Below are 14,263 nucleotides of genomic sequence, written 5' to 3' on the forward strand. Positions count from 1 at the left end.
CCAAGCGGGCATGCGAGAACTCACGAACGCCCACCTGGTGGCCAGGGCGCGGCTCGGCGACGACGGCGCGTGGCGGGAGATCGTCCGGCGGCACCTGCCGCTGATCTGGTCGGTCGCCAGGTCCGCCCGGCTGCGCGAGGCCGACGCGGCCGACGTCTGCCAGTGGACCTGGCTCGCGCTGGCTGAGCAGCTGCACCGGATCCGCGAGCCCGCAAGGCTTTCCGGCTGGTTGATCACCACCGCGCGGAACGAGGCGTCGCGGGTCCGCAGGGTCCGCGGCCGCGAACTGCCCGTCGACCTGTGGGGCCCGCCGGAACCCTCCCTCCCCGGTCCGGAGGAGGGCGTCCTCGCCGACGACGGCGCCGTGCGGCTGTGGCGGGCGTTCGAGGGCCTGTCCGACCAGTGCCGCGACATCCTGCGGATGATGGCCTACGCGCCGGAGCTCACCTACCGGGACGTCGCGCGGGCGCTGGACATGCCGGTCAACAGCCTCGGCTCCACCCGAAGCCGCTGCCTGGCCGTGCTGCGCCGCCGGATCGGCGCGGAGGTGCGGGTGTGACCGCCGACCGCGACCTCCTCGACGCCCTCGCCGCCGTGCTGGACCGGATCGACCCGGTCCCGCCCCACCTCGCCGGGGCCGCCCTGTTCCACCCGCCGACCGACACCGCCCTGATGACCCTGCTCGCCGACTCCGCCCTCACCGCGCCCGCGGGCGTCCGCGGCGACGGCGGCACCCGCACCCTCCGCTTCACCGGCCCCGGCACGACCGTCGACCTGCGCCTGGACACCGTCCCCCACCTGGGCGTCCGCACCCTCGGCCTGGTCAGCCCCGCCGTCGAGGGCAGCACCGTCCAGGCGACCTGGCCGACCGGCACCTCCACCGCCGCGGTCGACCGGATCGGCGGCTTCCACCTCGACCCGCTCCCCGCCGGTCCACTCCGCTTCGTCCTGCGCCGACCCGCCCGCCCGGACCTCGGCACCGGCTGGTTCGTCCAGTGACGGCGGTGGTGGAACGGCTGCTCGCCCGGCACGCCGCGTGCCTGGAGCAGGTGGAACTCGGCAGGCTCCCGGAAGCCGGGCGGATGGCGGGCCGGGCACTGGCGGCGGCGCGGCGGGCGGGCGCGGTCGAGGTCGCGGCGAAGTTCCACCTGACCCTGGCCTGGGTCGAACTCGACCGCGGCCGACCGGCGGGCAGCACCCGGCACCTCGACGCCGCCCTGCCCGGCCTCACCGGCAACGACCTCGCCCGCGCGCACTGCCTGCGCGGACTGCACCTGTGCCAGCACGCCGCGCCGCGGGCCGCCATCACCCGGCTCACCGCGGCGATCAGGGACCTGCGCCGGTACGGCGACCAGCGCTGGCTGGCCAACGCCCTCGTCGGCCGCGGCATCGCCCGCGCGTACGCCCTCCGGCTGGCCGCGGCCGACGCCGACTTCAGCACGGCGCGAACGGTGCTGCTCGCCATCGGCGAACCGGACCGGGCCGCGATGTGCTTGCACAACAGGGGTTTCGTCGCGATGGTGGCGGGCGACCTGCCGACCGCCCTGCGCCACTACGAGCACGCGGCGAGGGAGGGCCTGGCCGCCGTCCGCCGACCGGAGGCGCTCATCGACCGGGCCGAGGCCCTGTTCGCCGCCGGGCTGGTCCGCGAGGCGCGGGAGGTGCTGGCGCCCGCCATCGCGCTGCTCGACCGGTGCGACCGGGGGTCGCGCATACCGGACGCCGTGCTGCTCGCCGCGCGCTGCGCCTTGGCGGACAACGACTTCCCGGCCGCGCGCACGACGGCCGACCGGGCCGCGAGGACCTTCCGCGCGCAGCGCCGCAACCCGTGGCCGTCGAACGCGGTGTCGCTGCGCGCCCGGTGGGCGATGGGCGAGCGGCCGCGGGCGGGCAGGGCCGCGGCCGAGTGCGACCGCGCGGGCAAACCCGAGGACGCGGCCGAACTGCGGTTGGCCGCTGGTCTGCCGGTGCAGCGCCGGGGCGGCACGGCGCGGCTGCGGGCGCTGGCCTGGCTGGACACCGCCCGGCGCGCACCGGACCGCCGACGCGCGGTCGCGGCCTGCCGGGCCGGTCTCGCGCTGGTCGACCCGCGCACCTGGCCCGGCGCCGAACTGCGGTCGATCGCGCTGGGGCACGCGCTGGCCCGCGGCGACGCACGGGCCGTGCTGCGCTGGTCCCGGATCGACGCGCCCGCCGCGGCACCGGTGACCGGCCCGCTCGCCGAGCGGCTCCGGCTGGCCAGGGGCCAGGGCGACCACGACCTGGTCGTCCACCTCGAGCGGGAGATCCGCAGGCTGTCGCTGGCCGCGCCCCGCCCCGTCCCGCGGGCGCCCGTCGCCCCGGACGGCGCCCTGCTCAGCTTCACCGTCCACAACGGACAGCTGATCGCCGTGTCCGTTGTGGACGGACGCTTCCGCCTGCACCGGCTCGACCCGGTCGACCACCACGTCCGCGCCCTCCGCCTCGCCGTCGAGACCGGCCACGAGGACGCCGTGCGGGCGTCGGCCGAGGCGCTCGACGCGCTCCTGCCGCCGACCGGGGACGGTCCGGTCACCATCGCGGGCTCACCGCCGGGCCTGCCGTGGGCGGCGCTGCCGTCCTACCGCGGCCGTCCGGTCTCACTGGGCGCCACGCCGCCCTACCCCGACCCGCCGCGCGCCGGCGCGTGGATCGCGGGCCCGAACCTGGCGCACGCGGACCGCGAGGTCGGCGCCCTGCACCGCCTGCACGGGGGAACGGTGCTGACCGGCCGGTCGGCCACGGTCGAGGCCGCGCTGCGGGCGATGGACGGCGTGGACGTCGCGCACCTCGCCGCGCACGGGCACCTGCGCGGCGACCAGCCGCTGTTCTCCTCGCTGGAGTTGGCCGACGGTCCACTGCACGGCCACGACCTCGACCGGCTGGCCCGGCCGCCGCGGGTCGTGGTGCTGTCCGCGTGCGACTCCGGGCTGGCCCCGGCGTTCCTGCGGCGCGGCACCGGGGCGGTGATCGCCAGCACGCTGGCCGTGCCCGACGACCGCGCGCCCGCGCTGATGGCGGCGTTCCACACGGCCCTGCGCGCGGGCCTCGGCCCTGCGGCGGCGCTCGCGCAGGCCCAGGTGCGGCACGGCGACCGGCGGTTCAACTGCTTCGGGCCGGGCTGATCCCGAACTCCGCCGCCGCCTCGGCGCGCGCCTGCCGCGCGTCGAGGCCCCGGCGCACGAGGTGGGCGACGCGGGCGGCGACCCGCGGAGCGGCGAACGACGTACCGCTCCACCGCGCGCACCCGTACTCCCTGGTCCCGGCGTCGAACCGGACGTGGCTGCTGACCACGTCCACGCCGGGCGCGACGGCGTCGACCCACGGGCCGCGGTTGGCGAACGGGGCGTCGGCGCCGACGGCGAGCACCTCCGGCAGCGCGGCGGGCCAGAACGGACGGGACGTGCCCCCGTTGCCCGCGGCGGCCACCACGACCGCGTCGGGGAAGGCGCTGATCGCGTCGCGCAGGACCGGCGGGCACCGGTCGTCGGCGGTGTGGCAGCCCGCGGTGAGCAGCACGACGTCGAGGCGCTCGCCGTGGTCGGCGGCCTCGCGGCGGGCGCGGCGGAGGCCCGCGGCGACGGTGAGGTCGTCGGTCAGGCCCAGCGAGGACAGCACGCGGTGGTGGCGGATCACGACGCCCGGCGCGTGCTGGAGCAGGACACCCGCGACGAACGTGCCGTGGCCCGCCTGGCGGTCCCGGCCCGTGCGGCCGTCGAGGACCTCGGGCGAGGGCTCCCGCTCGGTGAACCACGGCCTGCCCGCGAACCACGGGTGCGGGTCGAGGCCGGTGTCCAGGACGGCGGCGGTCACGTCCCAGCGCTCGTGGCGGGGCGGCGCGGCGGGCTCGGCCCCCGGCGGGAGCGGCCGGGAGGTGCCGATCATGATCGGGCAGCCGACGTGGACGTGGTGGGGCGCGCACCCGTCGTGGTCCGCGGCGATCGCAACGCACCGGTCGCGCTCGGCCGGGCGCAGCCGAAGGCGGGCCGCGCGCAGGTCGGCGAGGTGCTCGACGTGATCGATCCAGCGCCCCAACCGGTCCACCGCGCGTGGCAGTTCGTCCTGGAAGACGAGCAGTTCGCCCGAACGGACCAAGGTCTCGGCGGGTCCGCCGGGGTCGTGCAGGAGCAGGCCCGGCACCTCGGCCCGCCAGCCGCCGACCAGTTCCGCGAGGGAGGTGACCTGCGCACTTGCCGCGAGTTCTTCGTCCACGGTGGACACCATCGCCGACGCCGCGACTGTCCACAGCGGACTGCGGGAGGCATCACCCGAAGTCGTGAACAACGACGGAAAGTGTTCACCCGGCGGTGCGGTTACCCGGACAGCCGCACCGGACAGCCCTTCCGAGTGGTTCCGCCCGATAGCGTTCGAAAACGCGGTCACCAGTGCTAGACATAACACGTTGTCAGCCCCGAGCAGCCGCCTGTGTTCGCGGTGACCCGGAACGGTGGTGATTTCCGTGGCAGGAGCAGATGCGGTGCGCAGCACCGGATCTCTGCTGGTGCGGGCGCTCACCATCGGCGGGCTCACGGCCGCGGCGTGGCTGGTCGGCGGCGCGGTCGCGTCCGCCGACGCGGGCGACCACCACCACCCGGTGGACGGCGCCGGGGTGACCGAGATCGTCCACTCCATCCTCGCCGAGCACCACGTGTCCCTTGAGGACCCGCGCGTCGACCTGTCGGCCATCAGCGAGCAGTGGACCACCGCGCTGAGCGCCGCGCCCGTCGAACTCGACTTCCTCGATCCCGTGGTGGATCAGGAGGAGGACGCGGAGGAAGGCGAGGACGAGGAGACCACCCCGGCCGACGAGGAGTCCCCCGTCCAGGAGCTCTCCTTCGCCGGCGGCGTCATCAGCAACCTCACCGAACGCTCGGGCACGATCTCGAACGCGATGCCCGTGGAGCTGTACACGGCGAAGGTCGAGGCCAAGGCGGCCGCGAAGCTCGCCGCCCAACCGGCGCCCGAGCCGGTCGCCGAACCCGTCCCCGTCATCCCCGCCGTGATCGAGGTCGAGGCCGAGTACGTGGCCGCCCCGGTCATCACCCAGCAGTGGACGATCCCGGCGATCCACGTGACCGCCCCGGTCGTCGACCTCGAGCCCGCCGCTTCCCCGAGCGCCCTGGAGTGGGAGGCGCCGCGGCCCGCCGCGCCCGCCCCCACGCCCCAGCCCGCCTCGGCCCCGACGGCTCCCACCGCCTCGTCCAGCGGCCACGACACCTCGGGCAGCGCCCGTGGCGGCGCGTCGGCCGTGACGACCGCCCTCGCCGCGCCGCGGCAGCCGTCCACCTGGACGGTCGAGTGGCGTGACGAGGCGCGCACCCCCGGCAGCGTCCAGGGCCTGCCGAGTTCCTCGCCGGACTGACCCTGGCACGACTGTGCCCTGAGCACGCCCGTAGACCTGTGACCACCGGTCCCGCGTGCTCCTGATCCTCCTTCGCACCACCCCGGCTGTGCGTGTCACGGGCGTTCGCGCCGTGGCCTTCGCACGCCCCACCAGCTTCCCGACCTGCCGACCGCGCCCCAGCAGGTCGGGGCTGGCCCAGGTGCCGCACTGCCCCGCTGCACCAGGGCCTCACCCCGGAACCTGCGGCAGGGACGTTCCGCCCCGAACGTCCCCGCCGCAGGTCCACGGGAACTGCCACCGACATGCCGGCACATCGAGGGGCTGTGCCGGAGATCGGTTGGCAGGCGCGGATCGGTCCCCGCCGCCGCTGACCGCGGCGGGGGCCCGAACCCCGGTCAGGCCACCGGAACGGCCAGGTCACCGTCCATCGCCGTCGTGGATCCCGCGACCAGCGCGGTCACCGAACCCAAGCGCCGCACCGCGTCCCGCAGGACGTCCGAGGGCAGCGCGTACGGCAGCCGCAGCCACCGCTCCAGCCCGCCCTGCGCCGCGAACCGGGCCCCCGGCGCCAACCGGATCCCGTGGCTCTGCGCCACGACAGCGATCCGCGTGCTGATCGGCGCGTCGAGTTCGCACCACAGCACGAGCCCGCCCGACGGCCGTCGGACCTTCCAGCCAGGGCAGTGTTCGCGCAGGCTGTCGATCAGCACGTCCCGCTGCACCGCCAGTTCCGCCCGACGCTCGCGCAGCGCGGTGTCCGGCCCGGTCAGCAGCTCGGCCATCAGCAGCTGCTCGAACACCGGGGTGCCGAGGTCGACCGACGTGCGGGTCGACACCAGCCGGTGCGCGAGGTCGGGCGTGGCGCGGATCCAGCCGATCCGCATACCGCCCCAGTGCGACTTGCTGGCCGAGCCGATCGTCACGACCAGCTCGTCGGCGAACGCGGCCATCGGCGGCGGCGCGTCCTCCGGGTCCCCGTCGAGATCCAGGTCGACCAGGGACTCGTCGATGATCGCGGGCGTGCGGGCGCGGCGCAGCAGATCACCGAGCCGGGTCCTGCCCTGCGCGTCGAGCCGGTGCCCGGTCGGGTTGTGGAAGTCCAGCACCAGGTAGGCGACCCGCGGCGCGACCTGGCGCAGCGCGGCGGCGATGCCCGCGAGGTCCCAGCCATCCGGCGTCAGCGGCACGGGCACCGGGATGGCCGACATCGACCTGATGGCGTCCAGCGCGTTCGGGTAGCTCGGCTGCTCGACCAGCACCCGGTCGCCGGGGCCGGTGAACAGCCGCAACGCCAGCCCGAGCGCGTGCTGCGCGCCGCTGGTGACGACGATCTGGTCGGGTGAGGTCGGCAGTCCGCGCGCGCTGTAGCGGTCGGCGATCAGCCGCCGCAGCTCCGGCACGCCGTGCTCGTGGTAGCCGTGGCCCGCGAGGTGCTCGGGCATCCGCAGCCGCACGGCGTCCATGGCCGCGGCCAGGTTCGGGAGCGCGGGCGGGGCAGCGCGGGCCAGGTCGATCAGACCGCGCTCGGCGGGCACGAGGTCGGTGACCGGGCGGAACGCGCCCGCGGGCACGGTGATCCACGACCCTGCGCCGCGGCGGCTCGCCACCAGCCCGTCCTCGCGGAGCTGGTCCAGCGCGGCGGTGACCAGCGTGCGGCTCACCGGCAGCGCGTCGGCGATCTCCCGCTCCGCGGGCAGCCGGGTGCCCGCGGGGAGTTGGCCCTCCACCACGAGCATCCGGATGCCCGCGGCGAGGTCGGCGGTGCCCTGCCGGGCGCCTCGACGACGCCAATCGCCCAGCAACCGGGCCAACCGGTGACCGGATACGCGTCCACCTACCGGGATGTCGTGGTCCATGAGGCCAATTATTGGCGATTGGCCCTGGATTACAAGGCCAATCCGACCGCAGGATGGCCACATGGCCCCTTCCCGTCTCGCCGCACTCACGTCCGCCCCGGTCACCGTCGCCCCGGCCCGACGACTGACCCAGTTGGCGCTCGGCCTGTGGCTCTACGGCGCGAGCATGGCGCTGCAGATCCGCGGCACGCTCGGCCTGGCGCCGTGGGACGTGCTGCACGAGGGCCTGACCAAGCGGACCAGCCTGAGCTTCGGCACGATCACCGTGATCGTCGGCGCCCTGGTCCTGCTCTGCTGGATCCCGCTCAGACAACGCCCCGGCGTCGGCACGGTGTCCAACGTCGTGCTGATCGGCGTTGCCGTCGACGCGACCCTCGCGATGTTCCCCGCGCCGACCGCGCTGCTGCCGCGGATCGTGCTGCTGACCTCGGGCATCGTCCTCAACGCGCTGGCCGCCGCCATCTACATCGGCGCCCGGCTCGGCCCCGGCCCCCGCGACGGCCTGACCACCGGCTTCTGCGCCCGGACCGGCATCTCGCTGCGCCTGGTGCGCACGGTCATCGAGGTCACCGTGCTCGCGGGCGGCTGGCTGCTCGGCGGCACCCTCGGCATCGGCACCGTCCTGTACGCCGTGCTCATCGGCCCGCTCACCCAGGCGTTCCTGCCCAGGCTGACCTGGACCGGGGTCACGCCCCCGTCGCCACCCGCTTCCTGACCTCGGCGTAGTTCACGCCCCGCGCCTCCAGCACCTCGGTGACGAGCCCTCCGCCCGCCAGCAGCGCGAGCACGAGGTGCTCGTTGCCGAGGTAGTCGTGCCCGAGGTCCCTGGCCTCGAAGAGGCTGCGCTCCAACGTCTTCTTCAGCTCCACCTCGAACGGGAGGTGCTCGCCGAAGGGCCACCGCTTCCTGCGCGTCTTCATCGACGCCAGCGCCCCCTCGCCCAGCGACTGCTCGACGCTCTCGACGACCTGGTCCAGATCGATCCCCAGCTCGCGCAGCGCGAGCGCGTCCGCCTCGCTCAACCCGCCCTTGCGCCGGGCCTCCCGCAACGCCCCCTCGACGTCCTCGCGGGACAGGTCGAACCCGGCGAGAGCGGGAGAACCCAGCAGTGCCAACAACATGTGCGGCCTGCCGATCTTCGGCGCCGACTCCGACCTGGCCTCCTCGACGGCGGCGAGCACCGCCTGGCGGGCCTCTTTCGTGAACCGCTCCCCGATCATCCCCGTCCTCCGTGCTTCTTGTGGACGGCCTGCCGGGTGACCCCCAGCTCGGCCGCGATCTCCTGCCATGACCAGCCCCGGACGCGGGCGTTGCGGACCTGGACCGATTCGAGCTGCTCCAGCAGCCTGCGCAACGCGCTCACCGCGCGCAGCCCCACCCTCGGATCCCGATCCCCAGCCGCCAAGGCCAACTCGGTCGCCTTCGTCATGACGTCAACGTAGGTTGACACTCGGGTTTTGTCAACCACGGTTGACGCTACGGTGAGGGCATGGCGAAGATCGAGACAGCCGAACGCCCCGCCCCCGGCCGGCCGACGGAGGACCGGATCTTCGTGCTCCCCAACGCGGTGGTGGTGCTCGACGGCGTCACCTCGCGCCGCCCGCCCGACCGCAACGGCGGCTGGTACGCCTCGGTCCTCGGGGCCGAACTCACCGAACTGCTCACCTCGGACGGCGACCTGGCCGACCTCCTCGCCACCGCCATCACCCGCGTCACCACCCGCTACGACCTGACCCCCGGCGACGCCCCGTCCAGCACGATCGCCATCGCCCGCTGGACCGACACGACCCTCGACACGCTCGTGCTGGCGGACAGCCCGATCGTGGCGTTCGGCGCCACCACGACTGTGATTGCGGACACACGACTGGCCGATCTGCGTGGAATCGCCACTCCGATCACCGACTGGAAGAACCGCGAGGGCGGCTACTGGGTGGCCGAGGCCGACCCCGGAGCAGCCCACCAGGCCGTCCGGAGCAACCTGCCGAGAGCCGGGATCGGGACTGTGATCATGGCCACCGACGGCGTCTCCTGCGGCGTCGACGACTACCGGATCTTCCCCGACTGGAACGCCGTCCTGGAGATCATCACCACCCGCGGCCCGGAGGCGGTACTCGACGACGTCCGCGCCGCCGAACTCTCGGATCCGGACCACAAGCGCTGGCCCAGGTACAAAACCCACGACGACCAGGCATTGGCGGTAATCCGCCTGGAGAATTGAACGCAAATCGCCCGACAGGAAATCCCCACTGGCGAACCGCAGGAAACCACCGGGCCAAACCACCGGGGGTGCAGGGGGCGAAGCCTCCCTGCCTTGGGGCCTGGGGCGAGAGCCCCAGGGGCGCACAGAATGAAACAGCCCCATCTGCGATTTCCGCAGATGGGGCTGTTCCGATGTCGAATGGCCAGGGGCGGGGTCGAACCGCCGACCTACCGCTTTTCAGGCGGTCGCTCGTACCAACTGAGCTACCTGGCCATGTAGCGGCCGGGGTGTTACCGAACGCCATAGCGACCCAGACGGGACTCGAACCCGCGACCTTCGCCGTGACAGGGCGACGCGCTAACCAACTGCGCCACTGGGCCTTGCTGTGCTGCATCAAATTCAGCTGTACTGCGTCTTTCGGTCTTGCAGCAGTAGATCGTCACATCCACTGCGGTCTAGCCTAACACGTGCCCCCAACGGGATTCGAACCCGTGCTACCGCCTTGAAAGGGCGGGGTCCTAGGCCGCTAGACGATGGGGACCCTTGCAACTTCCGGCAGCCCTTGTGTGGGCCACCCTCTGTCTCGGGCCCTCCAACTGCTGTCCGTTGGAAGCTCCGTAAGCATAAGGCACGAGTGCCCACTACTCCAAAACGGGGGTCCCGTTTATCGACTGAGCTGGGATTTCACCTCCGGAATCGGCTCCGACGGGTGCCCTCGCACCCGCCGGAGCGCCGTTGCGCCTACCGCTGGACGGACGTGGGGCCGCCGTCCTCTCCTGGGGACAGCCCGAGCATGTCCAGCAGCAGCCGGCAGTCCTCGGCGCCCAACGCGCCTCGGGCCACCGCGAGCCGTGCCCGGTGCACTTGATCATCGGAGATCCGCGAGGGCTCCCCGGTTCGTTGGGTGGGCACGCCACCCGCGGCCTGACGTGACAAACCGTCGTCCTGGGTCCACAGGAACTGACGGACTTCTAGGGATCCGCTCATGACACCCTCCCCGACTTGAGGTTGGCGCGAGGCTAAGCGACCCCGGTCGGGCGCCGCAGCCCCCCGGAGAGTGATTCCTCCACAACTCAGTGTCACTCCCCGTAGGTGCCTCACCGGATCGACTGCGGGAGGATGGGCGCATGTCAGAGGTGGAACCCGAATCCAAGACCCCGTCGATCCCCGCCGATGTCGACATGGAGGCGATCACCAAGGACGCGCAGGCGATCTTGGGAGGGCTGTCGATCACGGACCTGGAGTCCGACATCGGCGCGTTGCTGGACGACCGGATGGGCAAGCTCGAGGAGATGCTCGACGGGCTCGACGCCCTGGTCGCGCGCATCGAGGGCGAGATGGACCAGCAGGAAGGACTGGCCGACCCTCCACAGTAGACTCGATGGTCACACCCAGCGCTCGCGCGAGCACGGTGCGTGTTCCGTGATCAGCCGCACTGTGGCTGACGACTACCCCCTGGGGGTATGTTGAACTCAGCGTTGGACGACCGAGAGGACCACGGCACATGTCCGTCACCGCCACCTTCACCGTCTCCGGCATGACCTGCGGCCACTGCGTCAGCTCCGTCACCGAGGAGATCAGCGGGCTCGACGGCGTCACCGACGTCTCCGTCGTGCTCGACAGCGGCGCGGTCACCGTGACCAGCGACCGCGAACTGGGCCAGGACGAGGTGGGGGCCGCCGTCGCGGAGGCCGGCTACCAGCTGGAGGGGTGACCGGACCATGACCACCACGGAGTCCAGGCCCCACGAGCGCGTCGAGCTGGCCATCGGCGGCATGACGTGCGCGTCGTGCGCGAACCGGATCGAGCGCAAGCTGAACAAGCTCGACGGCGTGACCGCGTCGGTCAACTACGCCACCGAGAAGGCGAGCGTCGAGTTCCCGGTCGGCCTCCGGGTCGAGGACCTGGTCTCCACGGTCGAGGCGGCGGGGTACGAGGCCACGCCGCCGAGCCGGAGCGGCGACGGGCACGACGAAACCGGGCACGGCGGCGAACTCGGCCTGAGGCTGTCGATCGCGATCGCCCTGGCGCTGCCGGTCGTCGTGCTGTCGATGGTCCCGGCGCTCCAGTTCCCGGCGTGGCAGTGGTTCTCGCTCGCGCTGGCGAGCACCGTGGTGTGGGTGTGCGGCTGGCCGTTCCACCGGGCCGCCGCGGTCAACCTGCGCCACGGCGCGAGCACCATGGACACGCTGGTGTCGATGGGCGTGGTCGTCTCCTACCTGTGGTCGTTGTACGCCTTGGTGTTCGGCGGCGCGGGCATGATCGGCATGACGCACGAGTTCAGCCTCGTGCCGCGACCGTCCGCCACGACCGACGTCTACCTGGAGGTCGCGGTCGGCGTGACCGCGTTCCTGCTGCTCGGCCGCTGGCTCGAAGCGCGGTCGAAGCGCAGTGCCGGCGCCGCGCTGCGGGCGCTGCTCGCGTTGGGGGCCAAGGAGGTCGCGGTCCTGCGCGACGGCCGCGAGGTGCGCGTGCCCGTGGAGTCGCTGCGGGTGGACGAGCGGTTCGTGGTCCGCCCCGGCGAGCGGATCGCCACCGACGGCGTCGTGGTCGAGGGCGGTTCGGCGATCGACAGCTCGATGGTGACCGGCGAGTCCGTGCCCGTGGAGGTCGGTGTCGACGACGCCGTCGTCGGCGGCACGGTCAACGTCGGCGGCAGGCTCGTCGTGCGGGCCGCGAAGGTCGGCGCGGACACGCAGCTGGCCCGGATGGCGTCGCTCGTCGAGCAGGCGCAGGCGGGCAAGGCGGAGGTGCAGCGGCTGGCCGACCGGGTGTCGGCGGTGTTCGTGCCGGTGGTGCTGGGCATCGCGGTGCTGACGCTGGGGACCTGGCTGCTCGTCGGCCGTCCGGTCGAGTTCGCGGTCACGGCCGCGGTGGCCGTGCTGGTCATCGCCTGCCCGTGCGCGCTCGGCCTGGCGACGCCGACGGCGCTGCTGGTCGGCACCGGCCGCGGCGCGCAGCTGGGCATCCTGGTCAAGGGCCCCGAGGTGCTGGAGTCGACCCGCCGCGTCGACACGATCGTCCTGGACAAGACCGGAACGGTGACCGAGGGCCGGTTGGCACTGGTCGACGTGGTCACCGCCGACGGCGTCGAGCGGGCGGACCTGCTGCGGATCGCGGGCGCGGTGGAGAACGGCTCGGAGCACCCGATCGCCGCCGCGATCGTGCGCGGCGCGGGCGCCGAGGTCGGCGAACTGCCCGCGGTGGCGGACTTCCGCAACCGGGAAGGCCTTGGTGTCACGGCGTTGCTGGACGGCCGCGAGGCGGTCATCGGCAGGCCGCGGCTGCTGGCCGAGCACGGCGTGGAGCTGCCCGACGGGCTGCGCGAGGCGGTCGCCGAGTCCGAGGGGGCCGGGCGCACGGTCGTCGCGGTCGCCGTGGACGGCAGGGCGCACGGCCTGCTCGCGGTGACGGACGCGGTCAAGCCGACCAGTGCCGCCGCGGTCCGCGAGCTGCGCGCGCTCGGGCTGCGGCCGGTGCTGCTGACCGGTGACAACGCCGTGGTGGCGCGGGCGGTCGCGGCGGAGGTGGGCATCGACGCCGCGGACGTGGTGGCCGAGGTGCTGCCGTCGGAGAAGGTCGACGCCGTGCGGGCGCTGCAGGCCAAGGGGTTGGTCGTCGCCATGGTCGGCGACGGCGTGAACGACGCGCCCGCGCTGGCCGCCGCGGACCTCGGGCTCGCGATGGGCACCGGCAGCGACGCGGCCATCGAGGCGGGCGACCTGACGCTGGTGCGCGGCGACCTGCTGGTGGCCGCGGACGCCATCCGCCTGTCCCGCAGGACCCTCGGCATCATCAGGGGAAATCTTTTCTGGGCGTTCGCCTACAACGTTGCCGGTTTGCCGTTGGCGGCGCTGGGTTTCCTGAACCCCATGTTCGCGGGGGCGGCGATGGCCCTTTCCAGTGTCTTCGTGGTGACGAACAGCTTGCGCTTGAAGCGATTCCGCCCGACCGCGACCTGAAGATTTCCCGAGAACCCCCTCCCCGGCCGACCGCGCGCGTGCAACAATCCGAATTGCTGACACACCCCCGGTCAGCACCTGTGGAGATCCCCTCCGGCCCCCGCGTTCCTCCCCCTGGCGCGGGGGCCTCTCCACGCCTCGACCATGTGACCGGGGTCACACATTGCCGGTCACCGCAATCCGACCGTTACCCTTGTCGGCGTGCCCCTACCGTCCCTTGGTCGTTCGAAGTCCGGCCGTCATCGTCCGCCCCACCTCGACGTGGTGGAGGACGACCTGGCGCCCGCGAGCGACACCGATGATGAGCTGACCTCGTACCTCGCGGCGCTGGCCCCGGAGACCGACACGGAGACCACGGCCTCGGGCACGAGCTTCGGCAGCGCGCAGGTCTACCAGTTGCGGCTGACGCTGATGGACAACGAGCAGCTGAAGGAACTCGCGGGCGAGCGCCAGACGTCCCCGCAGGCCCTCGCGACCGAATGGGTCATGCAGCGCCTGCAGTGGGAAGCCCGCCAGCGCGGCTACTGACCCACTCCCACCACGACGGGCAACGGGCCCCTGCCGAATTCCGGCAGGGGCCCGTTGTTCCGAACACGACCTGACTCAGATGGCCCGGACGTTCTGGGCCTGCGGGCCCTTCTGCCCCTGACCGACCTCGAACTCGACGCGCTGGTTCTCGTCCAGGGAGCGGAAGCCGTTGCCCTGGATCTCCGAGTAGTGGACGAAGACGTCAGCGCCGCCGTTGTCCTGGGCGATGAAGCCGAAGCCCTTTTCGGAGTTGAACCACTTGACAGTGCCCTGTGCCATGTACCTGCCTCCATCGCAGGAAAGCTCGGGGCTGCACCATGCAACCCCCGGCCGTCCCGGGGGCGCTCGCCCCGCC

Annotated in this window: 16 protein-coding genes and 3 tRNA genes; 10 read left to right on the top strand and 9 right to left on the bottom strand. The window is 73.2% G+C overall.

Annotation, left to right across the window (positions count from 1 at the left end):
* Window positions 1-10: 10 nt before the first annotated feature.
* From RM788_RS23315 to RM788_RS23325, 3 genes are read left to right on the top strand one after another with little or no spacing between them, the layout of a single operon-like run.
* On the top strand, window positions 11-559 hold the full coding sequence (locus tag RM788_RS23315; protein ID WP_315933883.1) for an RNA polymerase sigma factor: 549 nt from the start codon (window positions 11-13) through the stop codon (window positions 557-559).
* Window positions 556-999, top strand: a complete 444-nt coding sequence (locus RM788_RS23320; protein WP_315933884.1) for a hypothetical protein — start codon at window positions 556-558, stop codon at window positions 997-999. Before RM788_RS23315 ends, RM788_RS23320 begins: the two co-directional genes overlap by 4 nt.
* On the top strand, window positions 996-3,143 hold the full coding sequence (locus RM788_RS23325) for a CHAT domain-containing protein (RefSeq protein ID WP_315933885.1): 2,148 nt from the start codon (window positions 996-998) through the stop codon (window positions 3,141-3,143). The genes RM788_RS23320 and RM788_RS23325 overlap by 4 nt, the downstream gene beginning before the upstream one ends.
* Here the strand turns inward: RM788_RS23325 and RM788_RS23330 are convergent.
* Window positions 3,121-4,230: a S8 family peptidase gene (locus RM788_RS23330; protein ID WP_315933887.1), complete on the bottom strand. Its 1,110-nt coding sequence runs from the start codon at window positions 4,228-4,230 to the stop codon at window positions 3,121-3,123. The two genes, RM788_RS23325 and RM788_RS23330, sit on opposite strands and share 23 nt — an antisense overlap.
* Window positions 4,231-4,477: 247 nt before the next feature.
* Between RM788_RS23330 and RM788_RS23335 the strand changes: the two genes are divergently transcribed.
* The gene (locus RM788_RS23335) at window positions 4,478-5,380 is read left to right on the top strand and encodes a hypothetical protein (RefSeq protein WP_315933889.1); all 903 of its coding nucleotides are present in this window, start codon (window positions 4,478-4,480) and stop codon (window positions 5,378-5,380) included.
* Window positions 5,381-5,757: 377 nt separating this feature from the next.
* Here RM788_RS23335 and RM788_RS23340 read toward each other — a convergent pair whose 3' ends face one another.
* Window positions 5,758-7,218 (bottom strand): MocR-like transcription factor YczR, encoded by a 1,461-nt coding sequence (locus RM788_RS23340; RefSeq protein WP_315933891.1) that lies wholly within the window; start codon window positions 7,216-7,218, stop codon window positions 5,758-5,760.
* 61 nt (window positions 7,219-7,279) lie between these two features.
* On the opposite strand from RM788_RS23340, the gene RM788_RS23345 reads away from it, so the two are divergent.
* Window positions 7,280-7,933, top strand: coding sequence for a membrane protein YczE (locus tag RM788_RS23345; RefSeq protein WP_315933893.1), 654 nt, complete (start codon window positions 7,280-7,282; stop codon window positions 7,931-7,933).
* On the opposite strand, the gene RM788_RS23350 is transcribed toward RM788_RS23345, so the two are convergent.
* On the bottom strand, window positions 7,905-8,438 hold the full coding sequence (locus tag RM788_RS23350; RefSeq protein ID WP_315933894.1) for a Clp protease N-terminal domain-containing protein: 534 nt from the start codon (window positions 8,436-8,438) through the stop codon (window positions 7,905-7,907). The two genes, RM788_RS23345 and RM788_RS23350, sit on opposite strands and share 29 nt — an antisense overlap.
* Window positions 8,435-8,647, bottom strand: a complete 213-nt coding sequence (locus RM788_RS23355; protein ID WP_315933896.1) for a helix-turn-helix domain-containing protein — start codon at window positions 8,645-8,647, stop codon at window positions 8,435-8,437. The genes RM788_RS23350 and RM788_RS23355 overlap by 4 nt, the downstream gene beginning before the upstream one ends.
* 60 nt (window positions 8,648-8,707) lie before the next feature.
* Between RM788_RS23355 and RM788_RS23360 the strand changes: the two genes are divergently transcribed.
* Complete coding sequence (locus tag RM788_RS23360; protein ID WP_315933898.1) at window positions 8,708-9,436, top strand: hypothetical protein; 729 nt, start codon at window positions 8,708-8,710, stop codon at window positions 9,434-9,436.
* Window positions 9,437-9,617: 181 nt separating this feature from the next.
* Here RM788_RS23360 and RM788_RS23365 read toward each other — a convergent pair.
* The 4 genes from RM788_RS23365 to RM788_RS23380 all read right to left on the bottom strand — a co-directional run bounded on the left by RM788_RS23365 (window position 9,618) and on the right by RM788_RS23380 (window position 10,405).
* Window positions 9,618-9,691 (bottom strand) — tRNA-Phe (locus tag RM788_RS23365).
* Between the two features lie 33 nt (window positions 9,692-9,724).
* Window positions 9,725-9,798: transfer RNA gene (locus RM788_RS23370), tRNA-Asp, on the bottom strand.
* 88 nt (window positions 9,799-9,886) lie between these two features.
* Window positions 9,887-9,959 (bottom strand) — tRNA-Glu (locus RM788_RS23375).
* A 200-nt stretch (window positions 9,960-10,159) separates the two neighbouring features.
* Window positions 10,160-10,405: a hypothetical protein gene (locus RM788_RS23380; RefSeq protein WP_315933899.1), complete on the bottom strand. Its 246-nt coding sequence runs from the start codon at window positions 10,403-10,405 to the stop codon at window positions 10,160-10,162.
* A 140-nt stretch (window positions 10,406-10,545) separates the two neighbouring features.
* Between RM788_RS23380 and RM788_RS23385 the strand changes: the two genes are divergently transcribed.
* From RM788_RS23385 to RM788_RS23400, 4 genes are all read left to right on the top strand, one after another.
* Window positions 10,546-10,794: a hypothetical protein gene (locus RM788_RS23385; protein ID WP_315933900.1), complete on the top strand. Its 249-nt coding sequence runs from the start codon at window positions 10,546-10,548 to the stop codon at window positions 10,792-10,794.
* A gap of 128 nt (window positions 10,795-10,922) precedes the next feature.
* Window positions 10,923-11,132 (top strand): heavy-metal-associated domain-containing protein, encoded by a 210-nt coding sequence (locus RM788_RS23390; RefSeq protein WP_315933901.1) that lies wholly within the window; start codon window positions 10,923-10,925, stop codon window positions 11,130-11,132.
* Window positions 11,133-11,139: 7 nt separating this feature from the next.
* Window positions 11,140-13,380, top strand: coding sequence for a heavy metal translocating P-type ATPase (locus RM788_RS23395; protein WP_315933902.1), 2,241 nt, complete (start codon window positions 11,140-11,142; stop codon window positions 13,378-13,380).
* 201 nt (window positions 13,381-13,581) lie between these two features.
* Complete coding sequence (locus RM788_RS23400) at window positions 13,582-13,908, top strand: hypothetical protein (RefSeq protein WP_315933903.1); 327 nt, start codon at window positions 13,582-13,584, stop codon at window positions 13,906-13,908.
* A gap of 75 nt (window positions 13,909-13,983) precedes the next feature.
* Here the strand turns inward: RM788_RS23400 and RM788_RS23405 are convergent, their stop codons facing one another.
* A complete protein-coding gene (locus tag RM788_RS23405) occupies window positions 13,984-14,187 on the bottom strand; it encodes a cold-shock protein (RefSeq protein WP_106186934.1) in 204 nt (67 codons plus the stop codon).
* Window positions 14,188-14,263 lie beyond the last annotated feature (76 nt).

It is taken from the genome of Umezawaea sp. Da 62-37, from assembly GCF_032460545.1.
Taxonomy (GTDB): Bacteria; Actinomycetota; Actinomycetes; order Mycobacteriales; family Pseudonocardiaceae; genus Umezawaea.

What these genes read in the sequence shown, in the direction of transcription:
- RM788_RS23315 (WP_315933883.1), top strand. Translation starts at nt 11, where the DNA reads ATGCGAGAACTCACGAACGCCCACCTGGTGGCCAGGGCGCGGCTCGGC.
- RM788_RS23340 (WP_315933891.1), bottom strand. Translation starts at nt 7,218, where the DNA reads ATGGACCACGACATCCCGGTAGGTGGACGCGTATCCGGTCACCGGTTG.
- RM788_RS23345 (WP_315933893.1), top strand. Translation starts at nt 7,280, where the DNA reads ATGGCCCCTTCCCGTCTCGCCGCACTCACGTCCGCCCCGGTCACCGTC.
- RM788_RS23350 (WP_315933894.1), bottom strand. Translation starts at nt 8,438, where the DNA reads ATGATCGGGGAGCGGTTCACGAAAGAGGCCCGCCAGGCGGTGCTCGCC.
- RM788_RS23355 (WP_315933896.1), bottom strand. Translation starts at nt 8,647, where the DNA reads ATGACGAAGGCGACCGAGTTGGCCTTGGCGGCTGGGGATCGGGATCCG.
- RM788_RS23360 (WP_315933898.1), top strand. Translation starts at nt 8,708, where the DNA reads ATGGCGAAGATCGAGACAGCCGAACGCCCCGCCCCCGGCCGGCCGACG.
- RM788_RS23380 (WP_315933899.1), bottom strand. Translation starts at nt 10,405, where the DNA reads ATGAGCGGATCCCTAGAAGTCCGTCAGTTCCTGTGGACCCAGGACGAC.
- RM788_RS23385 (WP_315933900.1), top strand. Translation starts at nt 10,546, where the DNA reads ATGTCAGAGGTGGAACCCGAATCCAAGACCCCGTCGATCCCCGCCGAT.
- RM788_RS23390 (WP_315933901.1), top strand. Translation starts at nt 10,923, where the DNA reads ATGTCCGTCACCGCCACCTTCACCGTCTCCGGCATGACCTGCGGCCAC.
- RM788_RS23395 (WP_315933902.1), top strand. Translation starts at nt 11,140, where the DNA reads ATGACCACCACGGAGTCCAGGCCCCACGAGCGCGTCGAGCTGGCCATC.
- RM788_RS23405 (WP_106186934.1), bottom strand. Translation starts at nt 14,187, where the DNA reads ATGGCACAGGGCACTGTCAAGTGGTTCAACTCCGAAAAGGGCTTCGGC.